Source organism: Rhodanobacter ginsengiterrae, assembly GCF_050026815.1.
GTDB classification, from domain to species: domain Bacteria; phylum Pseudomonadota; class Gammaproteobacteria; order Xanthomonadales; family Rhodanobacteraceae; genus Rhodanobacter; species Rhodanobacter ginsengiterrae.
The window spans coordinates 1-21,017 of the sequence record NZ_JALBWO010000056.1 but is presented as its reverse complement, the minus strand read 5'-3'; the positions used below and the strand labels follow the sequence as shown (position 1 = coordinate 21,017).

General features: G+C 65.6%; 21 protein-coding genes. 9 read left to right on the top strand and 12 right to left on the bottom strand.

Annotation, left to right across the window (positions count from 1 at the left end; translation table 11 throughout):
- The first annotated feature begins 75 nt into the window (after positions 1 to 75).
- Positions 76 to 2,838, top strand: coding sequence for a M14 family zinc carboxypeptidase (locus ACQGNJ_RS12885; RefSeq protein WP_426689656.1), 2,763 nt, complete (start codon positions 76 to 78; stop codon positions 2,836 to 2,838).
- A 117-nt stretch (positions 2,839 to 2,955) separates the two neighbouring features.
- On the opposite strand, the gene ACQGNJ_RS12880 is transcribed toward ACQGNJ_RS12885, so the two are convergent.
- From ACQGNJ_RS12880 to ACQGNJ_RS12865, 4 genes are all read right to left on the bottom strand, one after another.
- A complete protein-coding gene (locus tag ACQGNJ_RS12880) occupies positions 2,956 to 4,734 on the bottom strand; it encodes a GGDEF domain-containing protein (protein ID WP_426689655.1) in 1,779 nt (592 codons plus the stop codon).
- A gap of 610 nt (positions 4,735 to 5,344) precedes the next feature.
- Positions 5,345 to 6,154 carry an SAM-dependent methyltransferase gene (locus ACQGNJ_RS12875; RefSeq protein ID WP_426689654.1) on the bottom strand — a complete coding sequence of 270 codons (810 nt, stop codon included), beginning with the start codon at positions 6,152 to 6,154 and terminating at the stop codon, positions 5,345 to 5,347.
- 23 nt (positions 6,155 to 6,177) lie between these two features.
- On the bottom strand, positions 6,178 to 6,954 hold the full coding sequence (locus tag ACQGNJ_RS12870) for a slipin family protein (protein ID WP_426689653.1): 777 nt from the start codon (positions 6,952 to 6,954) through the stop codon (positions 6,178 to 6,180).
- A 16-nt stretch (positions 6,955 to 6,970) separates the two neighbouring features.
- Positions 6,971 to 8,401, bottom strand: coding sequence for an NfeD family protein (locus tag ACQGNJ_RS12865; RefSeq protein ID WP_426689652.1), 1,431 nt, complete (start codon positions 8,399 to 8,401; stop codon positions 6,971 to 6,973).
- Positions 8,402 to 8,546: 145 nt separating this feature from the next.
- Between ACQGNJ_RS12865 and ACQGNJ_RS12860 the strand changes: the two genes are divergently transcribed.
- The gene (locus ACQGNJ_RS12860) at positions 8,547 to 9,002 is read left to right on the top strand and encodes a cupin domain-containing protein (RefSeq protein WP_426689651.1); all 456 of its coding nucleotides are present in this window, start codon (positions 8,547 to 8,549) and stop codon (positions 9,000 to 9,002) included.
- Here ACQGNJ_RS12860 and ACQGNJ_RS12855 read toward each other — a convergent pair.
- The 4 genes from ACQGNJ_RS12855 to ACQGNJ_RS12840 all read right to left on the bottom strand — a co-directional run bounded on the left by ACQGNJ_RS12855 (position 8,993) and on the right by ACQGNJ_RS12840 (position 12,305).
- Positions 8,993 to 9,616, bottom strand: coding sequence for a 2'-5' RNA ligase family protein (locus tag ACQGNJ_RS12855; protein WP_426689650.1), 624 nt, complete (start codon positions 9,614 to 9,616; stop codon positions 8,993 to 8,995). The genes ACQGNJ_RS12860 and ACQGNJ_RS12855 overlap by 10 nt on opposite strands.
- Positions 9,617 to 9,626: 10 nt before the next feature.
- On the bottom strand, positions 9,627 to 10,508 hold the full coding sequence (locus ACQGNJ_RS12850) for a DUF3014 domain-containing protein (protein ID WP_426689649.1): 882 nt from the start codon (positions 10,506 to 10,508) through the stop codon (positions 9,627 to 9,629).
- Between the two features lie 82 nt (positions 10,509 to 10,590).
- Positions 10,591 to 11,352 carry an ABC transporter permease gene (locus ACQGNJ_RS12845; RefSeq protein WP_426689648.1) on the bottom strand — a complete coding sequence of 254 codons (762 nt, stop codon included), beginning with the start codon at positions 11,350 to 11,352 and terminating at the stop codon, positions 10,591 to 10,593.
- Positions 11,349 to 12,305: an ABC transporter ATP-binding protein gene (locus ACQGNJ_RS12840; protein ID WP_426689647.1), complete on the bottom strand. Its 957-nt coding sequence runs from the start codon at positions 12,303 to 12,305 to the stop codon at positions 11,349 to 11,351. Before ACQGNJ_RS12840 ends, ACQGNJ_RS12845 begins: the two co-directional genes overlap by 4 nt.
- Positions 12,306 to 12,433: 128 nt before the next feature.
- Between ACQGNJ_RS12840 and ACQGNJ_RS12835 the strand changes: the two genes are divergently transcribed.
- Both ACQGNJ_RS12835 and ACQGNJ_RS12830 read left to right on the top strand, forming a co-directional pair.
- Complete coding sequence (locus ACQGNJ_RS12835; protein WP_426689646.1) at positions 12,434 to 13,654, top strand: NAD(P)/FAD-dependent oxidoreductase; 1,221 nt, start codon at positions 12,434 to 12,436, stop codon at positions 13,652 to 13,654.
- 104 nt (positions 13,655 to 13,758) lie between these two features.
- Complete coding sequence (locus tag ACQGNJ_RS12830) at positions 13,759 to 14,295, top strand: lipocalin family protein (protein ID WP_426689645.1); 537 nt, start codon at positions 13,759 to 13,761, stop codon at positions 14,293 to 14,295.
- Here the strand turns inward: ACQGNJ_RS12830 and ACQGNJ_RS12825 are convergent.
- The gene (locus ACQGNJ_RS12825) at positions 14,276 to 14,785 is read right to left on the bottom strand and encodes a nuclear transport factor 2 family protein (protein ID WP_426689644.1); all 510 of its coding nucleotides are present in this window, start codon (positions 14,783 to 14,785) and stop codon (positions 14,276 to 14,278) included. The two genes, ACQGNJ_RS12830 and ACQGNJ_RS12825, sit on opposite strands and share 20 nt — an antisense overlap.
- A gap of 50 nt (positions 14,786 to 14,835) precedes the next feature.
- Positions 14,836 to 15,588: a hypothetical protein gene (locus tag ACQGNJ_RS12820; RefSeq protein WP_426689643.1), complete on the bottom strand. Its 753-nt coding sequence runs from the start codon at positions 15,586 to 15,588 to the stop codon at positions 14,836 to 14,838.
- A gap of 138 nt (positions 15,589 to 15,726) precedes the next feature.
- Between ACQGNJ_RS12820 and ACQGNJ_RS12815 the strand changes: the two genes are divergently transcribed.
- Positions 15,727 to 16,176: a MarR family winged helix-turn-helix transcriptional regulator gene (locus ACQGNJ_RS12815; RefSeq protein WP_426689642.1), complete on the top strand. Its 450-nt coding sequence runs from the start codon at positions 15,727 to 15,729 to the stop codon at positions 16,174 to 16,176.
- Positions 16,177 to 16,262: 86 nt separating this feature from the next.
- Complete coding sequence (locus ACQGNJ_RS12810) at positions 16,263 to 16,688, top strand: organic hydroperoxide resistance protein (protein ID WP_426689641.1); 426 nt, start codon at positions 16,263 to 16,265, stop codon at positions 16,686 to 16,688.
- Between the two features lie 57 nt (positions 16,689 to 16,745).
- On the opposite strand, the gene ACQGNJ_RS12805 is transcribed toward ACQGNJ_RS12810, so the two are convergent.
- Positions 16,746 to 17,189, bottom strand: a complete 444-nt coding sequence (locus ACQGNJ_RS12805) for a PepSY domain-containing protein (protein ID WP_426689640.1) — start codon at positions 17,187 to 17,189, stop codon at positions 16,746 to 16,748.
- Positions 17,190 to 17,480: 291 nt separating this feature from the next.
- On the opposite strand from ACQGNJ_RS12805, the gene ACQGNJ_RS12800 reads away from it, so the two are divergent.
- Positions 17,481 to 18,698 carry an HD-GYP domain-containing protein gene (locus ACQGNJ_RS12800; RefSeq protein WP_426689639.1) on the top strand — a complete coding sequence of 406 codons (1,218 nt, stop codon included), beginning with the start codon at positions 17,481 to 17,483 and terminating at the stop codon, positions 18,696 to 18,698.
- A gap of 46 nt (positions 18,699 to 18,744) precedes the next feature.
- The gene (locus ACQGNJ_RS12795; RefSeq protein ID WP_426689638.1) at positions 18,745 to 19,986 is read left to right on the top strand and encodes a putative bifunctional diguanylate cyclase/phosphodiesterase; all 1,242 of its coding nucleotides are present in this window, start codon (positions 18,745 to 18,747) and stop codon (positions 19,984 to 19,986) included.
- 41 nt (positions 19,987 to 20,027) lie between these two features.
- On the opposite strand, the gene ACQGNJ_RS12790 is transcribed toward ACQGNJ_RS12795, so the two are convergent.
- The gene (locus ACQGNJ_RS12790; protein ID WP_426689637.1) at positions 20,028 to 20,372 is read right to left on the bottom strand and encodes a zinc ribbon domain-containing protein YjdM; all 345 of its coding nucleotides are present in this window, start codon (positions 20,370 to 20,372) and stop codon (positions 20,028 to 20,030) included.
- A 115-nt stretch (positions 20,373 to 20,487) separates the two neighbouring features.
- Here ACQGNJ_RS12790 and ACQGNJ_RS12785 point away from each other — a divergent pair, with 115 nt between their 5' ends.
- Positions 20,488 to 20,856 (top strand): VOC family protein, encoded by a 369-nt coding sequence (locus ACQGNJ_RS12785; RefSeq protein WP_426689636.1) that lies wholly within the window; start codon positions 20,488 to 20,490, stop codon positions 20,854 to 20,856.
- Positions 20,857 to 21,017: the final 161 nt, after the last annotated feature.

Genomic DNA, 21,017 nt, shown 5'->3' with positions numbered 1-21,017 from the left:
GATGGCCTATCCGCACTCGGGCATGCTCTGGCAAAGTGACGGGATCGGCCGGCCATGGCCACGGGGAAGCTGATCATGCACACGACCTTCCGGTTCTCATGCGGAATGCTGCTCACGCTGGGCGTGTTCGCCGCCCAGGCCGCCAGCACCGGCGTGGCCACCGACTACGCCCGCGCGCCCGGGCAGCCGGTCGACCAGGCTTACACCGCGCAAATCCGGAAGTTCACCACCGACCCGTCGTTCAACACGCCGTTGACCGACTACCTGCCCGCCTCGTCCAGCGTGCCCACGCCGGAGAAAGTGCTGGGCCACATCGCCGGCGCACCGGACTACCTGCCATACACCGCCGACGTGCATCGCTATTTCCGCGCGCTGGCCGCCGCCAGTCCGCGAGTCAAGGTGTTCAGCATCGGCAAGAGCGAGGAAGGCCGCGAGATGATCGCGGTGGCGATTGCCGACGAAAGCCTGCTGGCCGACCTCGACGCAAACCAGGCGCGACTGGCGCAGTTGGCCGACCCGCGCACGATCGGCATGGACGATGCGAAGGCCGACCAGCTGGTCGCGCAATCGACGCCGGTCTATTACATCACCGGCGCCATCCACGCCACCGAGACGGGCTCGCCCACCGCCCTGATGGAGCTGGCCTATCGCCTGGCGGTGGACGAGGCGCCGTACATCCGCCACATCCGCTCGCATGTGATCACCCTGATCACCCCGGTGGTCGAGGTCGACGGCCGCGACCGCATGGTCGATGTGTACAACTGGCATCTCGCGCATCCCGGTCAGGACTATCCGCAGCTGATGTACTGGGGCCACTACGTGGCGCACGACAACAACCGCGACGCGATGGGCATGTCGCTGGCGCTCACCCGCCATGTCGCCGACACCTTCGTCGGCTGGCACGCGCAGGTGCTGCACGACCTGCACGAGTCGGTGCCGTTCCTGTACGACAACACGGTGGGCGACGGCCCGTACAACGCGTGGATCGACCCGATCCTCACCGGCGAGTGGCAGCAGCTGGGCTGGGACAACGTGCAGCAGATGACCAGGCTGGGCATGCCCGGCGTGTTCACCCACGGCGACTTCGACACCTGGAGCCCGGGCTATCTGATGTTCATCGCCGCCATGCACAACGGCATCAGCCGGCTCTACGAAACCTTCGGCAACGGCGGCGCCGACACCGTGCAGCGGATCCTCGAGCCGTCCGAATACGAACGCACCTGGTACCGGCCCAATCCGCCGCTGCCGACCGTGCTGTGGTCGCAGCGCAACAACAACAACTACCAGCAGACCGGCCTGCTCACCGCGCTGAATTACTTCTCCGCCAACGGCCAGCAGTTCCTGAAGAATTTCTACCTGAAGGCCAGGCGCTCGATCGAGAAGCCGCAGCAGGCCGGCCCGGCCGCCTACGTGTTTCCTGCCAGCGATCCACGCCCCGGCTCGCGCGCCCAGTTGCTGCGCGTGCTGCAACGCCAGCATGTGGAGATCAACCGCACCAGCGCGCCGGTCAGCGTGACACTGGCCGCGTCGGGCGATGGGCAGAAGAAGCCGTCGACGCAGACCTTCCCCGCCGGCAGCTACGTGGTGCGCATGGACCAGCCCTACTCGCGCATCGCCGATACCCTGCTGGACCGCCAGTACTGGTCGCCGAAGGACCCGCAGCAACATCCCTACGACGACACCGGCTGGTCGATGGGCGATTTGTTCGACGTGCAGCTGGCACGGGTCACCGACCCGGCGATCCTGCAGGCGCCGATGAGCGCGATCGGCCAGGCGGTCAGCGTGCCAGCGGGACTGGCAGCGATCGATGTTCCGAACAGCAAGCTGCCACGCATCGCGCTGATGCACAGCTGGCTGGGCACCCAGACCGAAGGCTGGTGGCGCATCGCGCTGGACAACCTGCACATTCCGTACGACTACATCAACACCCAGGACGTGGCGAAGGGCGGCAACCTGCGCGCGAAGTACGACGTCATCCTGTTCGCGCCGATCGGCGACGCCAGCACGCAGCAGATCATCGACGGCATGCCGATGTGGGGCAACCCGCTGCCGTGGAAGACCACCGCGCTGACGCCGAACATCGGCCACATCGACGCCACCGACGACATCCGGCCCGGCCTTGGTCAGGCTGGCCTGGCCAGGCTCAAGCAGTTCGTGCATGACGGCGGCCTGCTGGTCACCGCCGAGGACACCGCCAGGTTCGCGATCGACAGCGGCCTGGCGCCCGGGGTGTTCGTCACCCCGGGCAACAAGCTGAAAGTTGTCGGCAGCGTGCTGCAGGCGAAATTCATCGACCGCCGCAGCCCGATCGCCGCCAGCTACCGCCGCGACGAGCTGGCGCTGTACAGCGCGGCCGGCCAGTCGTTCAGCGTGTCCAACCTGCTCACCGGCGACCACGGCCTGCCCAGCGCGAAGACCTTCCAGCGCCCGACCGGTCGCGGCGGTCCGCACGACACCGACACGCCGGAAGGTCGCGTCGCCACCGCCGCGCCGGCCCTGCCCGACGTCAAGCCGTGGCAGCCGATGCCGCTGAATGCCGAGCAGCTACGCAACAACCCGTGGGTGATTCCGGCCGGCCAGCGTCCGCAGGTGATCCTGCGCTATGCCGAGGCGAAGAACCTGCTGATTTCCGGCCTGCTCGACGGCGGCGACGAGATGGCCGAACGCGCCGCCGTGGTTGATGCGCGCTACGGCAAGGGCCACGTGCTGCTGTTTGCCAGCAACCCGATCTGGCGCGGCGAAACCATCGGCAGCTACCCGCTGGTATTCAACGCCATCGTCAATTTCGACAAGCTGGATGCGCCGTCGACAAAACCGCAGGACGCGGCGTCACCTTGAGCCGCACCGGACAACCCTGATGTTGTTGTAGGAGCGCACCCTGTGCGCGATGGCTCTTGCGTGGTGTGTGTGGCCTGCCGAAGAGCATCGCGCACAGGGTGCGCTCCTGCAATCGATCTACGCGTTTTCGGTGGCCACGCCGGCGACGCGCTCGCGCGGCTGCGCGTCGTCGCAAACCCTGACCCGGTTGCGACCTTCGCGCTTGGCGCGATACAGGCCATCGTCCGCATCGATCAGCAGCTTGCGCAAGTCGTAACCCGAGCGCCTGATCGTCGCCACGCCGAAGCTGGCCGAGATCGGCACGCCGGTGGCCTCTTCGCCGCTGGCCGCGGTGGCGATCGCCACGCGGATCTGCTCGGCACGGCCGAGCGCCTGTTCCAGCGTGCATTCGGGCAGCACGATGCCGAATTCCTCACCGCCAAGCCGACCAAAAATGTCGGTGGACCGCAGATGCTGCTGGCAGGCAGACACGGCACGCTTCAGCACGCGGTCGCCGACCGCATGCCCGTGGGTGTCGTTGACGACCTTGAAATGATCAAGGTCGATCAGCACCAGGCACGCCTCGCGCGACGACTTCCGACAATACTGCAGCTGCTGCTCGGCCGAGCTGACGAAGTGCTGGCGGTTGAAGATGCCGGTGAGCCCATCGCGCCGGGCCAGCTTCATGAAGCGCAGTTGCGAGCGCTTGATGCGGTAGGTCCAGAACCCGATGAAGGCCAGCACCGTCAGCAACAGGATCAGGTACAGGCGATTGGTTTGCGACGCGCTCTGGTCGAGCGACTGCTGCAACTGCAGGATCTTGTTCTGCTTGTTCAGCGTGTCGATCTGCAGCTTCTTCGCCACCACTTGCTGCTGCACCGTCTGGAACGCGAGCGCCTTGGCGCTGAGTTCGTCCAGATAGCCCTTGTCGGCGATCATGTATTTTTCGTGGTAAGCCAGTGCAGCAGGGATATCACCCTGCTGCTTCGCACCCACGTACAGGATCCGGTAGGCGGTACTGATGGCTTCGGCGTAATGGTTGTGCGTGCCATGCGTGATCGCCGCCAGCGCCGACTCGCGCGCCAGTTGCAGTTGTCCGGTTTCGCTGTAGGCCGTGGCCAGCAAGGCATTGAACTGCGCGAGCTGCGGCGCATAACCGTCGCGTTCCGCCGCAGGGTAATTCTTCCACAACAGGGCGATGGCGCGTTCCGGATGGCCACGACTGATATCGAGTTTGGCCGCAAAATAGCGGATGCCATTGGCGTAGAGGCTGTTGCGCTCCTTGATGCAGACCTCGATGCCCTGCGCGATCAGCGGGTCCATGCCCTGCCAGTTGCCGCCGCCGTACTGCGCCGCGATGCGCGCGTGGTCGTCTACACAGGTGTAGCCGTCGCTAGCCAGACCCTGCTTGAAGATCTCGCTGGCGTAATAGGAAGCCAGCTCGTACTGCCCGGCTCCCGCGTACAGAGAGGATGCCACCACAAAGCCGTGTTCCCGCATGCGCGGAGTAATACCCGTGCCATCCTGCAATGAAACAACCAACTGGCTCAGCTCGCGAAAGGCTTCTTCGAAGCGAGACTGCTCCGACAGCGAGTCCACCCGGAATATCGCCGCCTTGAGGCGCAGATTCACATCCCGCGATTTATCCAGAACGTCATCGATCAGCGCGTCCGATTTCTGATAATCACCGCCAAAGGCGGCCTGCCACGCCTGCAGGTAATGCAGGTGCTGCAGCTGTTCCACCGTCAACTGACTGGCCACCTGTTCCACCCGGTGCAACAGTCTTACGCATTGCTCGGAAAGCGAGGTGACGCAGACTTCCGTTTCAGCCTGCTGCAGCAGAGAAGCCCCTTCATCGCTACTCGCAGGCGCGGTCGCGTGGACCACGCCGGCAAGCAGGGCGGCGATGCTGATCATGCTGATCAGCATCGGTCGACACCAAGCGCCGAGGCTGGGCATCAGCTAGGCCCGCGGCGATTCGCGCCGGTGTTCAGGGCTTACGGCGACCTCGTCATGCCGGGAGAGATCTTTGGTTTCTTCGACTTCCTCGGCTTCATCCGGCGGCGGCGGCGGTACCGCCGGCTGCATGGGACTAGGCCCGGTACCCGGGGGACCCGGTGGCGCAAGCAAAAGGCACTCTGGGGCGGTTCCCAACAACATTCCCAGACGCTGCGCATCTTTCGCGAGTATCGCCGACCGCAGCTCAGGTGCCATGTCGGTAGCCGACAAGGACGCACCTAACTCCTCCACCGAAGCCTGCGACAACTGCGCGTCGCCGCCCATCCTTTCCATGAAATCGATAATGTCTGACAAGATTCCCCCTTGAACCCGATCGCAATGCCATGACAGGCGTTCAGACCTGCGGCCGGACGCTGTCGATAACGACCATGCGCGCTGCCTCTGTGTCCAGCCGGCCCATCGAAAAAATCACCTGCTCCCCTGCCGCAGCGCGTCCGCATACCTCCCCGTGGACGCGCTCGGCAGCATAGCGCCCCCGCTGCCGCACCGCCAGCGCACTCCCCCGCGCTCAGGATGCGGCGGAGAGCGCCTGGTCCAGCGCATCGAAGCGCGCCAGGATTTCCCGATCGGGCTGCAGCGGACGTGCCGGCGGCAGGACCACGGTGTCGGCCATTTCCACCGTTGCCTGCGCCAGTGTGCCCAGCCATCGCCGTTCGATGCGCGGCGACTGGATCGGCAAGGTCGCGGCGCGATAGATGATCACCTCGTGATCCAGTGGATAGTCGCGGGCCAGCACGTCGACCAGCACCTGGCGATAGGCCGCGTTGGTGGAAAAGCGCGCCATCGACTGGTCGCCGACCACGCCGACCTGCCACAGGATCAGATACGCGGTGGGATCGACGCGGCGCTGGTAGAACAGCAGCTGGCTGGCTTCGTAATGCTGGCAACCGTAAGCACCGGGGTCGATGCCGAGATCGGCATACAGGCAGTCCTCGGCCGAGATGCCCGGCTCCATGTGCGCGCGGAAGCCTTCTTCCCGCGCCAGCTCGATCGCCTTGTGCGGCACCCAGGCGAACACGCCGGGGTGTCCGTAGAACACCCCGCATACCCGCTTGCCGGCGCGCACCTCGACCAGCATGGCCTCGACCATCTGCCAGTAGGTGTCCATGCGCGAGCTGCCTTCCTGGTAGAACGGCTGCAGGCTGCGCACATCGGGATGCATGCGCTGCAGCCACAATTCCACGATGCCGTCGGACAGCGCGCCAAACACCACCTCGGCCTGTTCGATGTGGCTGCGCGCCAGCGGACCCAAGTGGGCGCCCAGGGTCATGCCCAGGCCGACGCAGACCAGGCTTCCGGCCGCGGATGGTGCATCCATGTTGCTTGCCCGAGTGGAATGAATCAGTCCGTTGTACCCGAATCCCGCTTGGACGGGAACGCCTCCAGCAGCGGCTTGATCAGATCCAGCGGCAGCGGGAACACGATGGTCGAGGATTTGCCGTTGTTGGACATGTCCGACAGCGTCTGCAGGTAGCGCAACTGCAGCGCCTGCGGCTGCTGCGACAGCATCGCGGCGGCATCGCGCAGTTTCTCCGCCGCCTGCATTTCGCCCTCGGCGTGGATCACCTTGGCCCGGCGTTCGCGCTCGGCCTCGGCCTGGCGGGCAATCGCGCGCACCATGGTCTCGTTGAGGTCCACGTCCTTGATCTCGACGTTCATGATCTTGATGCCCCACGGATCGGTCGCTTCGTCCAGGGTCACCTGCAAGGTGTGGTTGATCGAGTCGCGCTGGGACAGGATCTCGTCCAGCTCATGCTGACCCAGCACCGAGCGCAAGCGGGTCTGCGCCAGCTGGCTGGTGGCCTGCAGGAAGTTCTCCACCTGCAACACGGATTTTTCAGGCTCGACCACGCGGAAATAGACCACCGCGTTGACCCGCACCGACACGTTGTCGCGCGAGATCACGTCCTGCGGCGGCACGTCCATCACGGTGACGCGCAGGTCGACCCGGATCATCGTCTGCACCAGCGGAATCAGCAGCACCAGGCCGGGGCCCTTGGTGCCGGTGTAGCGGCCCAGGGTCAACACCACGCCACGCTGGAACTCCGGCAGGATCTTGACCGTGGCGAACAGCAGCATCACGCCGAGAATGATCAGTACACCGACAAATCCGAACATGCCTATCTCCCGCCATTCATGAAATTTCCGGTTCGGCTTGCGCCGGCTCAACCTGCAACAGCAACCCTTGCCGCGCCAGCACGCGCACCCGCGCACCGGCCGGCAAGGCGCTGGCGCAATGCACGCGCCAGCGCTCGCCATGCAACATCATCCAGCTTTCGCCGTCACCCGCAACGGCCTGCAGCAGCTCGCCGGTATCACCCAGCATCAACGCGTCGCCACTGAACAGACGGGTTCGCCGCGAGCGGAGCACCAGCCACGCGATCAGGCCGAGCAGGCCGGCCGCGCCCACGGCGAGGCCCGCAATCACGCCGAGGTTGACCGCGTAGCCGGGCACATCGCTGTTCATCAGCATCACCGAACCGGTCACGAACGCCACCAGCCCGCCCACGCCGAACGCACCCACGCCGGGGTTCACCGCCTCGGCTGCCAGCAGGCCGATGCCGAGCGCCATCAACGCCAGGCCGGCGTAATTCACCGGCAACAGCTGCAGCGCATACATGCCGACCAGCAGGCTGATCGCGCCCACGATGCCGGGCAACATGGCTCCCGGATGCAACGCTTCCAGGCCGAGCCCGAAGATGCCGCCGAGCAACAACAGGTAGGCGATGGTCGGGTGGGTGATGATCGCCAGGAAGCGGGTGCGCGCACCCGGCGCATAGGCGCGCACCGTGGCGCCCCGCAGATCCAGCGTGACCGTGCGCTGGCCCAGCGTCACGGTGCGGCCGTTTGACCTGGCCAGCAAGTCGCTCACGTCGCTGGCCACGAAGTCGATCACGTGTTGTTGCGCCGCCTCGCTGGCGGTCAGTGTCGCGGCGCCGCGCACTGCCTGCTCGGCCCACTGGGCATTGCGCCCGCGCAGCTGCGCCAGCGAGCGGATGTAGGCAATCGCGTCATGGCTGACCTTGTTTGATTCGGCATCTTCGCCGCCGTTCCTTTCGCCCGCATCGGCTGGCGCAGAACCGGTGGACGCGGGTTGGTCATCCGCCGTGGGTGACGGCAGCGGCGTACTGCCGCCCAGCGCTACCGGCGTCGCCGCACCGAGGTGTGTCGCTGGCGCCATCGCGGCGATCTGGCCGGCGTACAGGATATAGGTGCCCGCCGAGGCGGCACGGGCGCCAGCGGGCGCAACATAGACCAGCACCGGGATCTCGCTGGCCAGCATGCGCGAGATGATCTGCCGCATCGACTCGGACAGACCGCCGGGCGTATCCAGCTGCAGCACGATGGCTTGCGCGCCATCGTGCTCGGCGCGCTGCGAGGCATCCTCGAAATACTCGGCAGCCGCAGGACCGATCGGTCCGTCCAGCGTGATCTGCGCCACCATCCTGCCCGTGGGCTGCTGGGCGGGTTCCGGTCCGGCCGAGGAAGGGTCCGCCGCCCAGGTCGCGCAGCTCAGGATGGCAGCAAGCGCGATGATGCCCATCCGCCACCAGCTACGTCTCATTACGCCAACCTCCGCCAGAGATCCAGGGCCAGGCCGTCACTGTACCCGCTCGCTTGTTCACAAACGGTCACACGTGCGCGATGCGGAAACGCCGGCGGCAGGCACAATGCGGCCATCATCCGACAACTGCCGAGGGAAACCGTCCATGCCGAAGATCGACATCGCCAGCGTCACGACCCGCCAGGGTTCGGACTATCCCGCGCCCTACGATCAAGCTGTCAGCCAGCGCATGCGCAAGGCGCTGGGCCGCGCCGGCGGGCTGGTGGATCTGGGCGTCAATCTGGTCCAGCTGCCGGCGGGCGCGTGGTCGAGCCAGCGCCACTGGCACACGCGGGAGGAGGAATTCGTCTATGTGCTGTCCGGTGAAGTCACCCTGATCAGCAACGCCGGCGAACAAATGCTGCGTGCCGGCGACGCCGCCGCGTTTCCCCGCAACGTGGACGATGGCCACCATCTGGTCAACCGCAGTGGAGAAACGGCCGTCTATCTGGATATCGGCAGCCGCTGCGATGACGATGCCTGCCACTACTCCGACATCGACCTGGATCTGGCGCCCGGCGTGGAGCACTACTTGCACAAGGACGGCACGCCCTACGCCTGAACCCGCTGCACGCCACCGGGTTGCAGCGACCATTCGGCAAGCCGGTGGTAGTCCGCCCTGCCGCTCACACTGTGCAACAACCCGAACCGCTCCACCCGCCATGCCAGCGGCTCGATCGCGGCCGGCGCCAGCGCGTGGCCGTCGCCATAGGCAATCGTCACATGGGGAGTCAACTGGCGTTCCAGGTGACGCCCCTGCCCCGCCAGGATCAGGGCACCGCGCAAACCCTGCCACAAGGCCTGCAATGGCGCGGGAAACCCGGCACTGCGCAGGATCCACGGCGGCTGGCTGGCGTGGAAACTGGCCGCTTCGTTCAATACCCACTCGAACGGCTCGGCGGCAAGGCGATCTGCCGCTGCAACGGCTGCAGCAACCACATCCTGCCGCAACGACGAATGCTCGCCCAGAAAATGCAGGGTGGCGTGATAGCGCTGTGGCGCGACCCAGCGCGCGCGCAGCGCGGGGTGCGCCGCCCTGACCGACTGCGCAGCCTGCGCCAGCCACGCGCGGGTGGCGGCGTCCGGCAGCAGCGCGAAGAACAGTCGATGCACGGCGGCCGGGCGGCCTGCGGTGGCACCGAAAAGATCGGACTGCACGTGATCGGAAGCGGTCATCGAACGGCCATCATGTTGAACGCGGGCTGGGCGCCGGCTGCCAGCCGGCGCCGTTCGGCGCTGCGCTGCCCATGTCCCGGCCGACCAGTTGCGCCCGGATCGCACGCAGCTTCGCCTTGATCCTGGCCTCACCGTCGGGCCCGACCCGGATCATCAGCTTCTGCCCGGTCGACAGCGATTCCAGAGCCGGATCGGCGTAGACGTAGTACGACTTCGAACGCAGCAACAGCGGTGCCTGTTCCGGTTGCGGCGCCGCCAGCAGGTCATCGATGACCACGATCAGGCGGTCGTTGAAATAGCCCTTGGGATAGCCCAGTTGGCGGTAGGCCTGCTGGAACAGCGGATAGGCGTGCACGTACCAGCGCACCAGCGCCGTCGGATCGGTGGCATCGACGACCCGCAGATACGGTGCGTAGCGCCCGCTGTTTCCCGCGGCCAGTCGCATGGAGCCGGCGGCATCGTCGACGACGACCGCACCCTTGGGCGTACGCGCCGGCAGGGTGAAGGAACCAAGCGCCTCGTGACGTGGCAGCGCATCCAGTGTCGCGACGATGCGCTCGACGACGCGCTGGCGAACCAGCAGCGCGGACAGGTCGCTGCTGCCGGCGAGCCCGGCCAGCGCATCGGCCACGCTTTCGTCGCTGCCATCCAGCGCCGGCAGCGGTGCGGTCGAAGCGCTGGCCGGAGCCGTCTGCGCCTGCTCGATGGGATGCTGGATGGCAGGTTCGCCCGGCGCGCCGCCGGACGGCGTCGCGGTGGACACCGTTGGCACGGCGGACGTCGTCTCGCCCACATGCGTCGCCTTGCGCGCCAGATACACGCCGCCCGCCGCGATGGCCACCACCAGCACGGCCGCCGCGATCCAGTTGCCTGTCGAAGTCTGTCTGCTCATGCCTGCTCCCGTTCGGTCGGCGAATACCCCGCCTTGGACTCACCGGGCGTTGAATCGTTCATGTCACTGGCTGCGAATGCGCTCAGGCCTTCAGGCGATAGCCGCTGCGGAAGATCCACCACACCAGCGCCAGGCAGACCGCCAGGAACACCATGGTCATGCCGAGGCTGACGCCGATGCTGACGTCGGCCACGCCGTAGAAGCTCCAGCGGAAACCGCTGATCAGGTAGACCACCGGATTGAACAAGGTGACCTTCTGCCAGAACGGCGGCAGCATGTGGATCGAATAGAAACTGCCACCGAGGAAAGTCAGCGGCGTCACGATCAGCAGCGGCACCAGTTGCAGCTTCTCGAAATTGTCCGCCCAGATGCCGATGATGAAACCGAACAGGCTGAAGGTCACCGCGGTCAGCAGCAGAAACGCCAGCATCCACAGCGGATGTTCGATCTCGAAGGTGACGAACAGCCGCGCGGTGACCAGGATGATCGCGCCCAGGATGATCGACTTGCTTGCCGCGGCGCCGACATAGCCGGCCACGATCTCGAACGGCGACACCGGTGCCGACAGGATCTCGTAGATGGTGCCGACGAACTTCGGGAAGTAGATGCCGAACGACGCATTGGAGATGCTCTGCGTCAGCAGCGACAGCATCACCAGGCCGGGCACGATGAAGGCGCCGTAGCTGACCCCGTCGATGCCGGCCATGTGCGAACCGATCGCCGCGCCGAACACCACGAAATACAGCGAGGTCGAGATCACCGGCGAGATGATGCTCTGCAGCAGGGTGCGCCAGGTGCGCGCCATCTCGAAACGATAGATCGCGCGAATGCCGTGGATGTTCATGCGCGCGCCCTCACCAGATCTACGAAGATGTCTTCCAGCGAGCTCTGGCTGGTCTTCAGGTCCTTGAAGTCGATGCCGGCCTCGGCCAGTCGCCGCAGCAGGCCATCGATGCCGGTGTGCTCGCTCTGCGCGTCAAAGGTGTAGACCAGTTGCTGGCCGTCGGCAGACAGTTCAAGCGCATGGCCGGCCAGCGACGACGGAATGCTTTCGAGCGGATTCTGCAGTTGCAGGGTCAGCCGTTTGCGCCCCAGCTTGTTCATCAAGGCGACCTTCTCCTCGACCAGGATCAATTCACCCTTGCTGATCACCCCGATGCGGTCGGCCATCTCCTCGGCTTCCTCGATGTAATGGGTGGTCAGGATGATGGTGACGCCGGTGTCGCGCAGCGCGCGCACCATCGCCCACATGTCGCGGCGCAGTTCCACGTCGACACCCGCGCTGGGCTCGTCCAGGAACAGGATGCGCGGCTCGTGCGACAACGCCTTGGCGATCATCACCCGGCGCTTCATGCCGCCAGACAGCGTGATCAGCTTGTTGTCCTTCTTGTCCCACAGCGAGAGGTCCCTCAGTACCTTCTCGATGTGCGCCGGATCGGGCGCGCGACCGAACAACCCCCGACTGAAACTGACCGTGTTCCATACCGTTTCGAAGGCGTCGGTGGTGAGCTCCTGCGGCACCAGGCCGATCTTGCTGCGCGCGGCGCGATAGTCGCGCACCACGTCGTGGCCATCGGCCAGCACCCTGCCTTCGCCGGGGTTGACGATGCCGCAGACGATGCTGATCAGGGTGGTCTTGCCGGCGCCGTTCGGACCGAGCAGGGCGAAAATCTCGCCTTGCCGAATCTCCAGGTCGATGTTCTTCAGTGCCTTGAAACCGGATGCGTAGGTCTTGCTGAGTTGTTGCACGGCGATGATCGGCGGCACGCGGACTTCCTGGCAACGATTGGGGGACATGCATGGTAAGCCTGTCATCGCCCGCCGGCCAGTCACGCGACAAGCTCTCCAGGCGGGCTCCTCACGACGCGCAGACACGCGACCATCGACGCTGACCCTATCGAATCGACAGCAATGGTGCAGGAGCCATGGACCTGAAAAGCGGCTACCCGTTCTGGGCGATCAGCAACGGCTTGATGCACGCCTTCCCGCCGTTGTCACGGGACATGCGTTGCGACGTGGTGGTGATCGGCGGCGGCATCACCGGTGCGCTGATCGCCAATGAACTGGTCAGTGGCGGACATGACGTGATCGTGGTGGAACAGCGCGATATCGGCTGGGGCAGTTCAGCGGCAAGCACCGCGCTGCTGCAATACGAAATCGACACGCCGATGACCGAACTGGCCGGGCGCCTGGGCGAAGCCGATGCCGCGCTGGCCTACACCGCCTGCGCCGAGGCGATCCCGCGGTTGGGTGCACTGGCGCGCGAGGTGCGCGACGTGGGCTACGCACCGAAGCGCAGCCTGTATTACGCCAGCCGGCGCCGTCATGTCGCGGGAATGCGGGGCGAACTCGCATTGCGCTGCAAACATGGCTTGCCGGCCTCGTGGCTGTCCGGCGAAGAACTTCGTGCCGACTTCGGCATCGAGGCACCGGGCGCCATCTTCACGCCGCTCGCCGCCAGCCTGGATCCCTACCGGATGGCCAATCGCCTGTTCATCCGCATGGAGCGTTCGGGCACCGCGGTATTCGATCGCACCCAGATCGCTTCGATCGCGCCGACAAGCCGCGCCGTCACCCTGCGCAGCGCCGATGGCGTGGTTCTGCATGCGGGGCATGTGGTGGTCGCCGCCGGATACGCCAGCCAGCAATGGCTTGAACAGCCAGTAGCGAAGAACCGCAGCAGTTACGCCTTCGTCACCGATCCGCTCGACCGCGAAGCATTGCATGGCCTGGCCGACACCATGGTGTGGGAAAGTGCGCGACCCTACCTCTACATGCGCACCACCAGCGACAACCGTCTGCTGGTCGGCGGCGAAGACGACGCCATCGACGTGCCGGCCCTGCGCGACGCGCGGGTCGACCGCAAGGCGCACAAGCTGGTCGCGAAAGTGGCCAAGGCCATGCCGAGCCTGCAGCTGACACCCGCGTTCGCCTGGGGCGGAACCTTTGCCGAAACCGACGACGGCCTGCCGTTTTTCGGCGCGCATCCGCAATATGGACCACGCGTCCAGTTCGCGATGGCCTATGGCGGCAACGGCATCACCTACAGCATGCTCGGAGCGGACCTGGTCCGCTCGCTGATTGAGCGGCGCAGCCATCGCCTGGCCTCGCTGTTCTCGTTCGACCGGATTCAGCGCGCAGGCTGACCGGTTCGCGGATGGTCGAGCACCATCGCTCTGCAGCATCCGGCCTGCATCCATTCGGACATCGGGGACGTAGCATGGGTAACCGAACCAGACAGGTGCCAGGCATGCCAATACTGCTTCTTCTGCTGCTTGCCGCGCTGTTTTTCGCTGCACCGGCGACGGCAACCAGCCTGCCCAACGAACCGGTGACATCGCTGGACATGCACCACTATGCCGGCCAGTGGCACGAGGTGGCGCGGCTGCCGATGTACTTCGAGCGCAAGTGCCTGAATGGCGTAACCGCCAACTACTCGCCGAACACCGACGGCACCATACGCGTGGAAAACAGCTGCCAGACCCGCAAGGGCAGGATGTCGATCACCGGCGTGGCACGCATCAAGGACGGTCGCAGCGGCGCGCTGGAGGTGCGTTTCGCACCCGGCTGGCTGAGCTGGCTGCCGGCCGCCTGGGCCGATTACTGGGTGATCGAAGTGGACACCCATTACCAGTGGGCGGTGATCGGCAGTCCCGGCCGCAAGCACCTGTGGTTTCTGTCGCGCCAGCCCGGCATGGAACGCGTGCTGTTCGACACTCTGAAAGAGCGCTCGCGCCAGCGCGGCTACGACGTCGACCAGTTGATCATCACCGCGCCGCTGGAATGACGATGGCGGCGGCCGATGGGCTCACGGCACCGAGCGGACTGGGTGGGCAACCGGTTTTCTGCACGGTGTAGCTGATTCCGGCCACGCGCCAGCCTTCGACCGTGCGCATCAGGCTGAAGCTGTCGATACCGCAATGGGACAACTTTCCGTCGAGGTGGAAATCGTAGGGCGCCCAGACCTGGGCGAGGTTGCCCTGCACCGTAACCTGCGCGTCCCAGATCCGCTCGAGAAACGCTTCCTTGCGTGTGGCCAGGGTGTCGAGATAGCCGCCATCGGGCTCGATCCGCACCTTGCCATCGCTCGGCAGCACGACGAAGTTGGCGCCGGGCAGAATCAACCGACGCGAAGCTTCGACATCATGTCTGGCCATCGCGGCAAACAACGCGTTCACCGTGTCCAGCGCCTCACGCCGGGCTGCGTCATCCGCGCTTTTCGCTTGCGCGCTGGCGCTGTTCAGCACCAGGCACGCAGCAACGGCCAGCGCCGCCATGCGGGTGATTCGAAAGTCCATGCAAAACCCCCTTTGTCGTTGCCTCGCCTTCAGTTCCGGAGTGGCGCTTGCTGCGGGGCTGCACTCCCCAGCAAGACCGATGCGTCCAGCAGCCGGACTCCCGCCGCGCGAGCGAGCTGTCCGCGCAACCAGTAACCATGTTCGGCCCCCACCGTCACCACGATGCGCTTGCCGGGATTCTCCTTCGCCGCCGTCAGAATGACATCGAGGAAATGATGGTTCCAACGCTCCCAGCCGACGCGTTCGCCCTCGCCGACCATGGCCTGCTGCAGCTCATGCTTGGCACGCAGCACCGCATCGGTGACCTCGTCATTGACCCGCGCCGGCGATGTCCAGTAGCTCTGCAAACCGGCGTAGACGCCATCGCTGTAGCGCGAGAACGCTTCGGCCTGCTCAGGCTTGCCCACGCTGAAGTCCTGGCCGGCCTGGATATACGGCTTGAGGATTTCGCCATAGACCGGCTCGGCCGGCTCCAGCGCATAGACCCGATAGTGATGCCGATCGATCAGCGGATAGATCACCGCAGGGTATTCCTGCTTGGTCGGCTCGGTGGGGCGCCGCTTCAGATCGTCGGGCTGGAGTTCGACACACAAGACATCCGGCTGCAATTGCTCGATGGCGCGGCCGAGGGCATCGAACGAGTAGCCCGGCGTGGTGGTGTGCAATTGATGCAAGGTCACCAGGACTGCCACCCGGGCCGGCGGCACGGACGGCGCGGGCACCGATGCCATCGCGGGCAAGCCGATGCCGATGAGGAGCAACACCCAGACCGTCTTCAGCATCACCTGCCCTCCTCGTGTCGATCGCGCCACCATAGGCCACCACCCGATTTCCGGCACGTGCCGGAAGGCATGAAGCAAATAGCTTGCAAATAAATAGTACGCTATGTAATATGCGCAGCCATGAACGCCGCCCGTGCCATGTCAAAGCCCGTCGCCAACGCCGCACCCCGGCTCGATGCGCAGGTGTGCTTTGCGCTGTATTCGGCCGGGCTGGCGATGAACAAGGTCTATCGCAAGTTGCTCAAGGCGCTCGACATCACCTACCCGCAGTACCTGGTGATGATGGTGTTGTGGGAGGACGAGAGCCTCAGCGTCTCGGAAATCGGCGAGCGCCTGTTCCTCGACTCCGCCACCCTGACTCCCCTGCTCAAGCGGCTGGAAGCGGCCGGGCTGGTGACGCGGCTGCGCTCCCGCGACGACGAACGCCATGTCGTGATCTCCCTCACCACGCGGGGCAAGGCACTGCAAACCAGGGCGAGCCAGGTACAGGAATCCGTGCTCTGTGCCACCCGCTGCGCACCGGAGTACCTGATGCATCTGAAACAGGAATTGCAGGAATTGCGCAGCAAGTTGTCCACCGACAGTTGATCGCCGGTTTTCGTTTTCTCAATTGCATAGCGCGCTATCAAATAGCGCATTTTATCAACTCGAACCCACCACTCAGGAAAGACATCATGTCCATCGAAAAAGTGCTTTATCGCTCCAAGGCCACTGCCACCGGCGGTCGTGACGGTCGCGCCACCTCGTCCGACCAGGTGCTCGACATCAAGCTGACCACGCCGAAGGAACTCGGCGGCGCCGGCGGTGACGGCACCAACCCGGAACAGCTGTTTGCTGCCGGCTATTCGGCGTGCTTCCTCGGTGCAATGAAGTTCGTCGCGGCCCAGCAGAAGCTGCAGTTGCCGGCCGACACCCAGGTCACCGGACAGGTCGGCATCGGCCAGATTCCGACCGGCTTCGGCATCGAGGTCGAGCTGACCATCTCGATCCCCGGCCTGCCCCGCGCCGACGCCGAGGCGCTGGTGCAGAAGGCGCATATCGTGTGCCCCTACTCCAACGCCACCCGCAACAACATCGACGTCACCCTGACCGTTGCCTGAGCGCAGCACGCCCGGACAGGACGCACTGGCGTCGTGTCCGGGCGTGCGATGGAGCGATCAGAACAACAACAGCAACAGCGGCACCAGGATGCCGGCGCCGAACACCGCGCCGAAGACGCCCGGCCGACGGGTAAACCGCCAGGCCATGTACAGCCCGCTGAGCACCGACACCAGCAACCCCAGCGCCACCAGCGCGAAGAAGGCCTTCATCGGCAGCAGGTTCTGTTGCGCGGCCCGCACCGGCTCTTCGCGCGCACGCCGTTCCGGCGCCGGCGGCAATTTGTCATCAGCTGCCTGCAGCGGCGGGCGCCGCCGCTGCGGCGTCGTCAGTGTCTGCTTCTTGTGCAGTTGCGCTGCGCTGGCCAGCCACGCCGGCGGCGCGTAACTGCCGCCACGCGTGGTCTCATGCAGGCCGAACGTCTGCAGCCCACCGGTGACCGCGAAGAACAGCAGCATCGGAGCGGTGAATACGCCGAGATGGAGATGGATCGAGCGGAGCATGCGCAGAAGTCGATGAGTGGGCGACACGGGGCAACCTTGTGCTTGAGCGGTGCTGCACTGTAGTCGGCGCCATCCATCATGCCAATCGCCAGCGACAGGTCGACATCGGTTTGCCGCCGGGGCGCGCGCGTTGTCGGGCCAAGGCCCAGCGGGCGCCGTGAGCAGCATTCTTCATTGGCATGCGCACGCAGTCTGCTGATAGGCTGCTGCTTGTTGCGGACCACCAAGGCGAAGCTGGCCGCCGCCAGCTGGAAGGCCCGCTCCGTTCCAGCCGGCCCATCGGGACAATGCGTGGCTTTTGAGATCGAAGAACAGCGCATGGACGTCACCGATCTTCGGCTCGGCATGTACGTGTGCCGGCTCGATCGGCCGTGGGAGGAAACCTCCTATCCGCTGCAAGGTGTGGGGCTGGCCAGCCCCGAGGACCTCGCGGCGATTCGCGCGATTTGCCGGTATGTGTACGTCGACCTCCGTCGCCAGGTGGCGATCACGCCGCGGCCGGCGCTGACCCGCACCAGCCTCTCCGGAACCCGCTTCAAGGACACCGTCCACTACGCCGACAAGATTCCGGTCGAGGAGGAAGCACCGCGCGCGCATGCGGCGCTGGACAACGCCGGCCAGATGGTCGACCGGATCTACGAGGACATCGCCAGCGGCCGCGAACTCTCGGTGGAGCGCGTGGAACAGGCGGTACGCCCGCTGGTGGCCAGCGTGCTGCGCAGCGCCGATGCCTTCTTCCTGGTCGAGGGGCTGCGCCGGCACGACAATTATTCCTACAGCCACTCGATCGGCTGCAGCGCGCTGGCCGCCGCGTTCGGCCGGCACATGGGCTTCGCCGAGGAGACCATCCTCAGCCTGGCCGCTGGCGGTTTGCTGATGGACGTGGGCAAGACCCGCGTTCCGGAAAACCTGTTGCGCTATCCGGGTTCACTATCGCCCACCGAGGTGGACGTGGTGCGCTCGCACGTCGTCGCCGGACTGGCGATCGTCGGCGAATCGGACATCACCGACCAGGACGTGCTGGACATCCTGCGCACCCACCATGAGCGCCACGATGGCAGCGGCTATCCCGCAGGCCTGGCTGGCAACATGATTCCGATCACCGGCCGCATGCTCGGCATCATCGACACCTACGACGCGATGATCAGTCCGCGCCCCTATCGCCCCCCCATTTCGCGCCACCACGCCTTGCGGCAGATCTACGCCGCCCGCGGCACACTGTTCCAGGCCGAGATGATCGAGCGCTTCCAGGTCTGCCTGGGCGTCTACCCGACCGGATCGCTGGTCGAACTGAGCAGCGGCGAGGTCGCCGTGGTGATGGCGCAGAACCAGGTGCGTCGCCTGCGCCCGAAAGTCGTGGTGCTGACCCGGCCGAACAAGCAGCCGCTGGAGGAATTCCGCCAGATCGACCTGATGCTGCAACAGGGCAACGATGGTGGGGTGGACATCGTGCGCAGCCTGGTGGCTGGCGACTACGGCATCGACGCCGCCGACCTGTTCCTGAAATGATGCGCCTGACCTGCACGCCTCCTTCCTGCCCGGGCTCGATGCCGACATGCTGAATCGAGAATCCCTGTTCGCCGCGATCGATCAGCAGATCGCCGCCTGTGCCGACCGCGGTGGCCGTTTCGCCGTATTGATGCTTCGTGCCCGCGGGCTGCGCCAGATCGCGCTGCGTTTCGGCTACGCGCAAGGCGAACAGGCTGGCGAACAGGCTCATGCGCTGATCGGGCAATCGCTGCGCCCGGTCGACCAGGTGTTCCGCGCCGGCGACGACAGCTATGCCGTGGTGCTGCCCGACATGCTCAGCCGCAATCATGTGCTGCTGGCCAGCGCGCGGCTCGGCCAGGCGTTCGAGCAGCCGCTGCACGGGATGGAATCGCCGTGGCAGTTGCGCGCGGTGATGGGCGTTGCGCTGTATCCGGAACACGGCGTGGATGCCGACCTGTTGTGTCGACGCGCCGCGATGGCGCTGGACGAGGCACAACGCCGAAGCGAACCGTGCGATATCTATCAGCCGCACGATACCCAGGTGGAGATTTTCTACGACGAACTGCGCGAGGCGATCGAGGCAAACCGGCTGCAGGTGTTCTTCCAGCCGGTATGCGACCTGCAGGCCAGGCGCATCGTGGCGGTCGAGTCGCTGGCACGCTGGACCAGTCCACGCCACGGTGCGGTATCGCCGGCCAGTTTCGTGCCGTTTTCCGAACAGAGTGATTTGATTTCAGCGTTGACCCGCTGGAGCATCAACGCCACCCTGCGCCATGCCGCGCCGCTCTGCGCGAGCGGCGAACTGAGCTTCGCCATCAACCTTTCGCCGCAGGCTTTCTCGCACCCCGGCATGGTCGAACAGTTCAAGGGTGCGCTCGACATCTGGGGCGTCGCGCCGACCTCGGTGATCGCGGAAGTCACCGAAACCGCCCTGGCCAACGATCTGGAGTCGAGCGTGCTGGTCCTGCGCCGACTGCGCGACATGGGTGTACGCATCGCCATCGACGATTTCGGTACCGGCTATGCCTCGATCTCCTACTTGCGCCGCTTCCCTGCCACCGAGCTGAAGATCGACCAGTCGCTGGTCGCCGGCATGCACGACGATCCGCACACGACGCGACTGGTCAGCGCCATCATCAACATGGCCCATCATCTGGAGCTCACCACGATCGCCGAAGGCATCGAGAGCCAGGCCACCGAAGACCTGCTGGCCGGCATGGGTTGCGACTTCGGCCAGGGCTACCATCTGGGCAGGCCGGAGCCTGCCGGCGAGTTCGTGCAACGCTTCAACGCCGGCATGGCCTGATACTGAGTGCCGCGCGTACAGACCCGCGCATGCTGCCGGCCTCAGGCCTTCTTCAGAAAGCAGGCCTTCAATACCAACTCCTTGATCTTGTCCGAGTTGCCTTCGATGTGCTCGTGGTCACCGTCGACCAGGCGAATGTTGCGGATGACCGTGCCTTGCTTCAGCGGGATGGATGAGCCCCTCACCTTGAGATCCTTGATCACGGTCACCGTGTCGCCGCTGTTCAGCACGTTGCCGTTGACGTCGCGAACCTGCAGCGCCTCGACCCCATCGCCTTCCGCAGCGACGATCGGCCATTCGTGGCCGCAATCGGCGCAGATATAGTGGCCGCCGTCGGGGTAGGTGTTCTCCATCGCGCACGACGGGCAGGCGGGAATGGCGGACATGGGGCGATCCTCTCGCGTTCAATCGGGCCGCGAGTATACGGGCATGAAGCGCCCCTTCACGTTGTCGACATGGGCAAGGCGCTAAATGTAGCTCCATCACTCGCGGAGACATGTCATGACTGCCCACCAGGTTCTCGCCACCGTTGCCGTGAGCGATTTCGCTGCATCCAGCGCCTGGTATGCCCGCCTGTTCGGTCGGGACCCCGACAACACTCCGAACGCGTCTTGCGCCGAATGGCAGATCGCGCGGCGCACGCGCATCCAGTTGCTGTCCAGAAATGAGCTGATGGCGGCGTCGTCGTGCCGTGCCGGCGCGACCTCGGTCGGCATCATGGTCGATAACCTCGACGAGATCCTGCACACGCTGCAGGATCGTCATATCGATGTACCTGCGCCGCAACTGGCCACCCATTACGTGCGGTTCGCCCCGGTGTGCGACCCGGACGGCAACACCGTCACCTTCGTCGAATCGGCCATGTCGTGAGCGCGTGGCGGGGGGGGGCCCCCCCCCCCCCCCCCCAACCCCCCCACCGCCCCCAAACGCCACCGCCAGCAGCGCACCCCCGCCCCAACTCACCGGCCGGGGGGCCGGGACCCCCGGAGCCACACTGCGACCCCCCGCGCCCCCCCCCCCCCCCCCCCGCC

Coding starts and splice junctions, on each gene's coding strand:
- ACQGNJ_RS12790 (WP_426689637.1), bottom strand. CDS start 20,372: ATGTCCGCCATTCCCGCCTGCCCGTCGTGCGCGATGGAGAACACCTAC.
- ACQGNJ_RS12810 (WP_426689641.1), top strand. CDS start 16,263: ATGTCCATCGAAAAAGTGCTTTATCGCTCCAAGGCCACTGCCACCGGC.
- ACQGNJ_RS12805 (WP_426689640.1), bottom strand. CDS start 17,189: ATGCTCCGCTCGATCCATCTCCATCTCGGCGTATTCACCGCTCCGATG.
- ACQGNJ_RS12850 (WP_426689649.1), bottom strand. CDS start 10,508: ATGAGCAGACAGACTTCGACAGGCAACTGGATCGCGGCGGCCGTGCTG.
- ACQGNJ_RS12860 (WP_426689651.1), top strand. CDS start 8,547: ATGCCGAAGATCGACATCGCCAGCGTCACGACCCGCCAGGGTTCGGAC.
- ACQGNJ_RS12875 (WP_426689654.1), bottom strand. CDS start 6,154: ATGGATGCACCATCCGCGGCCGGAAGCCTGGTCTGCGTCGGCCTGGGC.
- ACQGNJ_RS12870 (WP_426689653.1), bottom strand. CDS start 6,954: ATGTTCGGATTTGTCGGTGTACTGATCATTCTCGGCGTGATGCTGCTG.
- ACQGNJ_RS12840 (WP_426689647.1), bottom strand. CDS start 12,305: ATGTCCCCCAATCGTTGCCAGGAAGTCCGCGTGCCGCCGATCATCGCC.
- ACQGNJ_RS12835 (WP_426689646.1), top strand. CDS start 12,434: ATGGACCTGAAAAGCGGCTACCCGTTCTGGGCGATCAGCAACGGCTTG.
- ACQGNJ_RS12880 (WP_426689655.1), bottom strand. CDS start 4,734: ATGATCAGCATCGCCGCCCTGCTTGCCGGCGTGGTCCACGCGACCGCG.
- ACQGNJ_RS12830 (WP_426689645.1), top strand. CDS start 13,759: ATGCCAATACTGCTTCTTCTGCTGCTTGCCGCGCTGTTTTTCGCTGCA.
- ACQGNJ_RS12785 (WP_426689636.1), top strand. CDS start 20,488: ATGACTGCCCACCAGGTTCTCGCCACCGTTGCCGTGAGCGATTTCGCT.
- ACQGNJ_RS12855 (WP_426689650.1), bottom strand. CDS start 9,616: ATGACCGCTTCCGATCACGTGCAGTCCGATCTTTTCGGTGCCACCGCA.
- ACQGNJ_RS12865 (WP_426689652.1), bottom strand. CDS start 8,401: ATGAGACGTAGCTGGTGGCGGATGGGCATCATCGCGCTTGCTGCCATC.
- ACQGNJ_RS12825 (WP_426689644.1), bottom strand. CDS start 14,785: ATGGCGGCGCTGGCCGTTGCTGCGTGCCTGGTGCTGAACAGCGCCAGC.
- ACQGNJ_RS12885 (WP_426689656.1), top strand. CDS start 76: ATGCACACGACCTTCCGGTTCTCATGCGGAATGCTGCTCACGCTGGGC.
- ACQGNJ_RS12820 (WP_426689643.1), bottom strand. CDS start 15,588: ATGCTGAAGACGGTCTGGGTGTTGCTCCTCATCGGCATCGGCTTGCCC.
- ACQGNJ_RS12815 (WP_426689642.1), top strand. CDS start 15,727: ATGTCAAAGCCCGTCGCCAACGCCGCACCCCGGCTCGATGCGCAGGTG.
- ACQGNJ_RS12845 (WP_426689648.1), bottom strand. CDS start 11,352: ATGAACATCCACGGCATTCGCGCGATCTATCGTTTCGAGATGGCGCGC.
- ACQGNJ_RS12795 (WP_426689638.1), top strand. CDS start 18,745: ATGCTGAATCGAGAATCCCTGTTCGCCGCGATCGATCAGCAGATCGCC.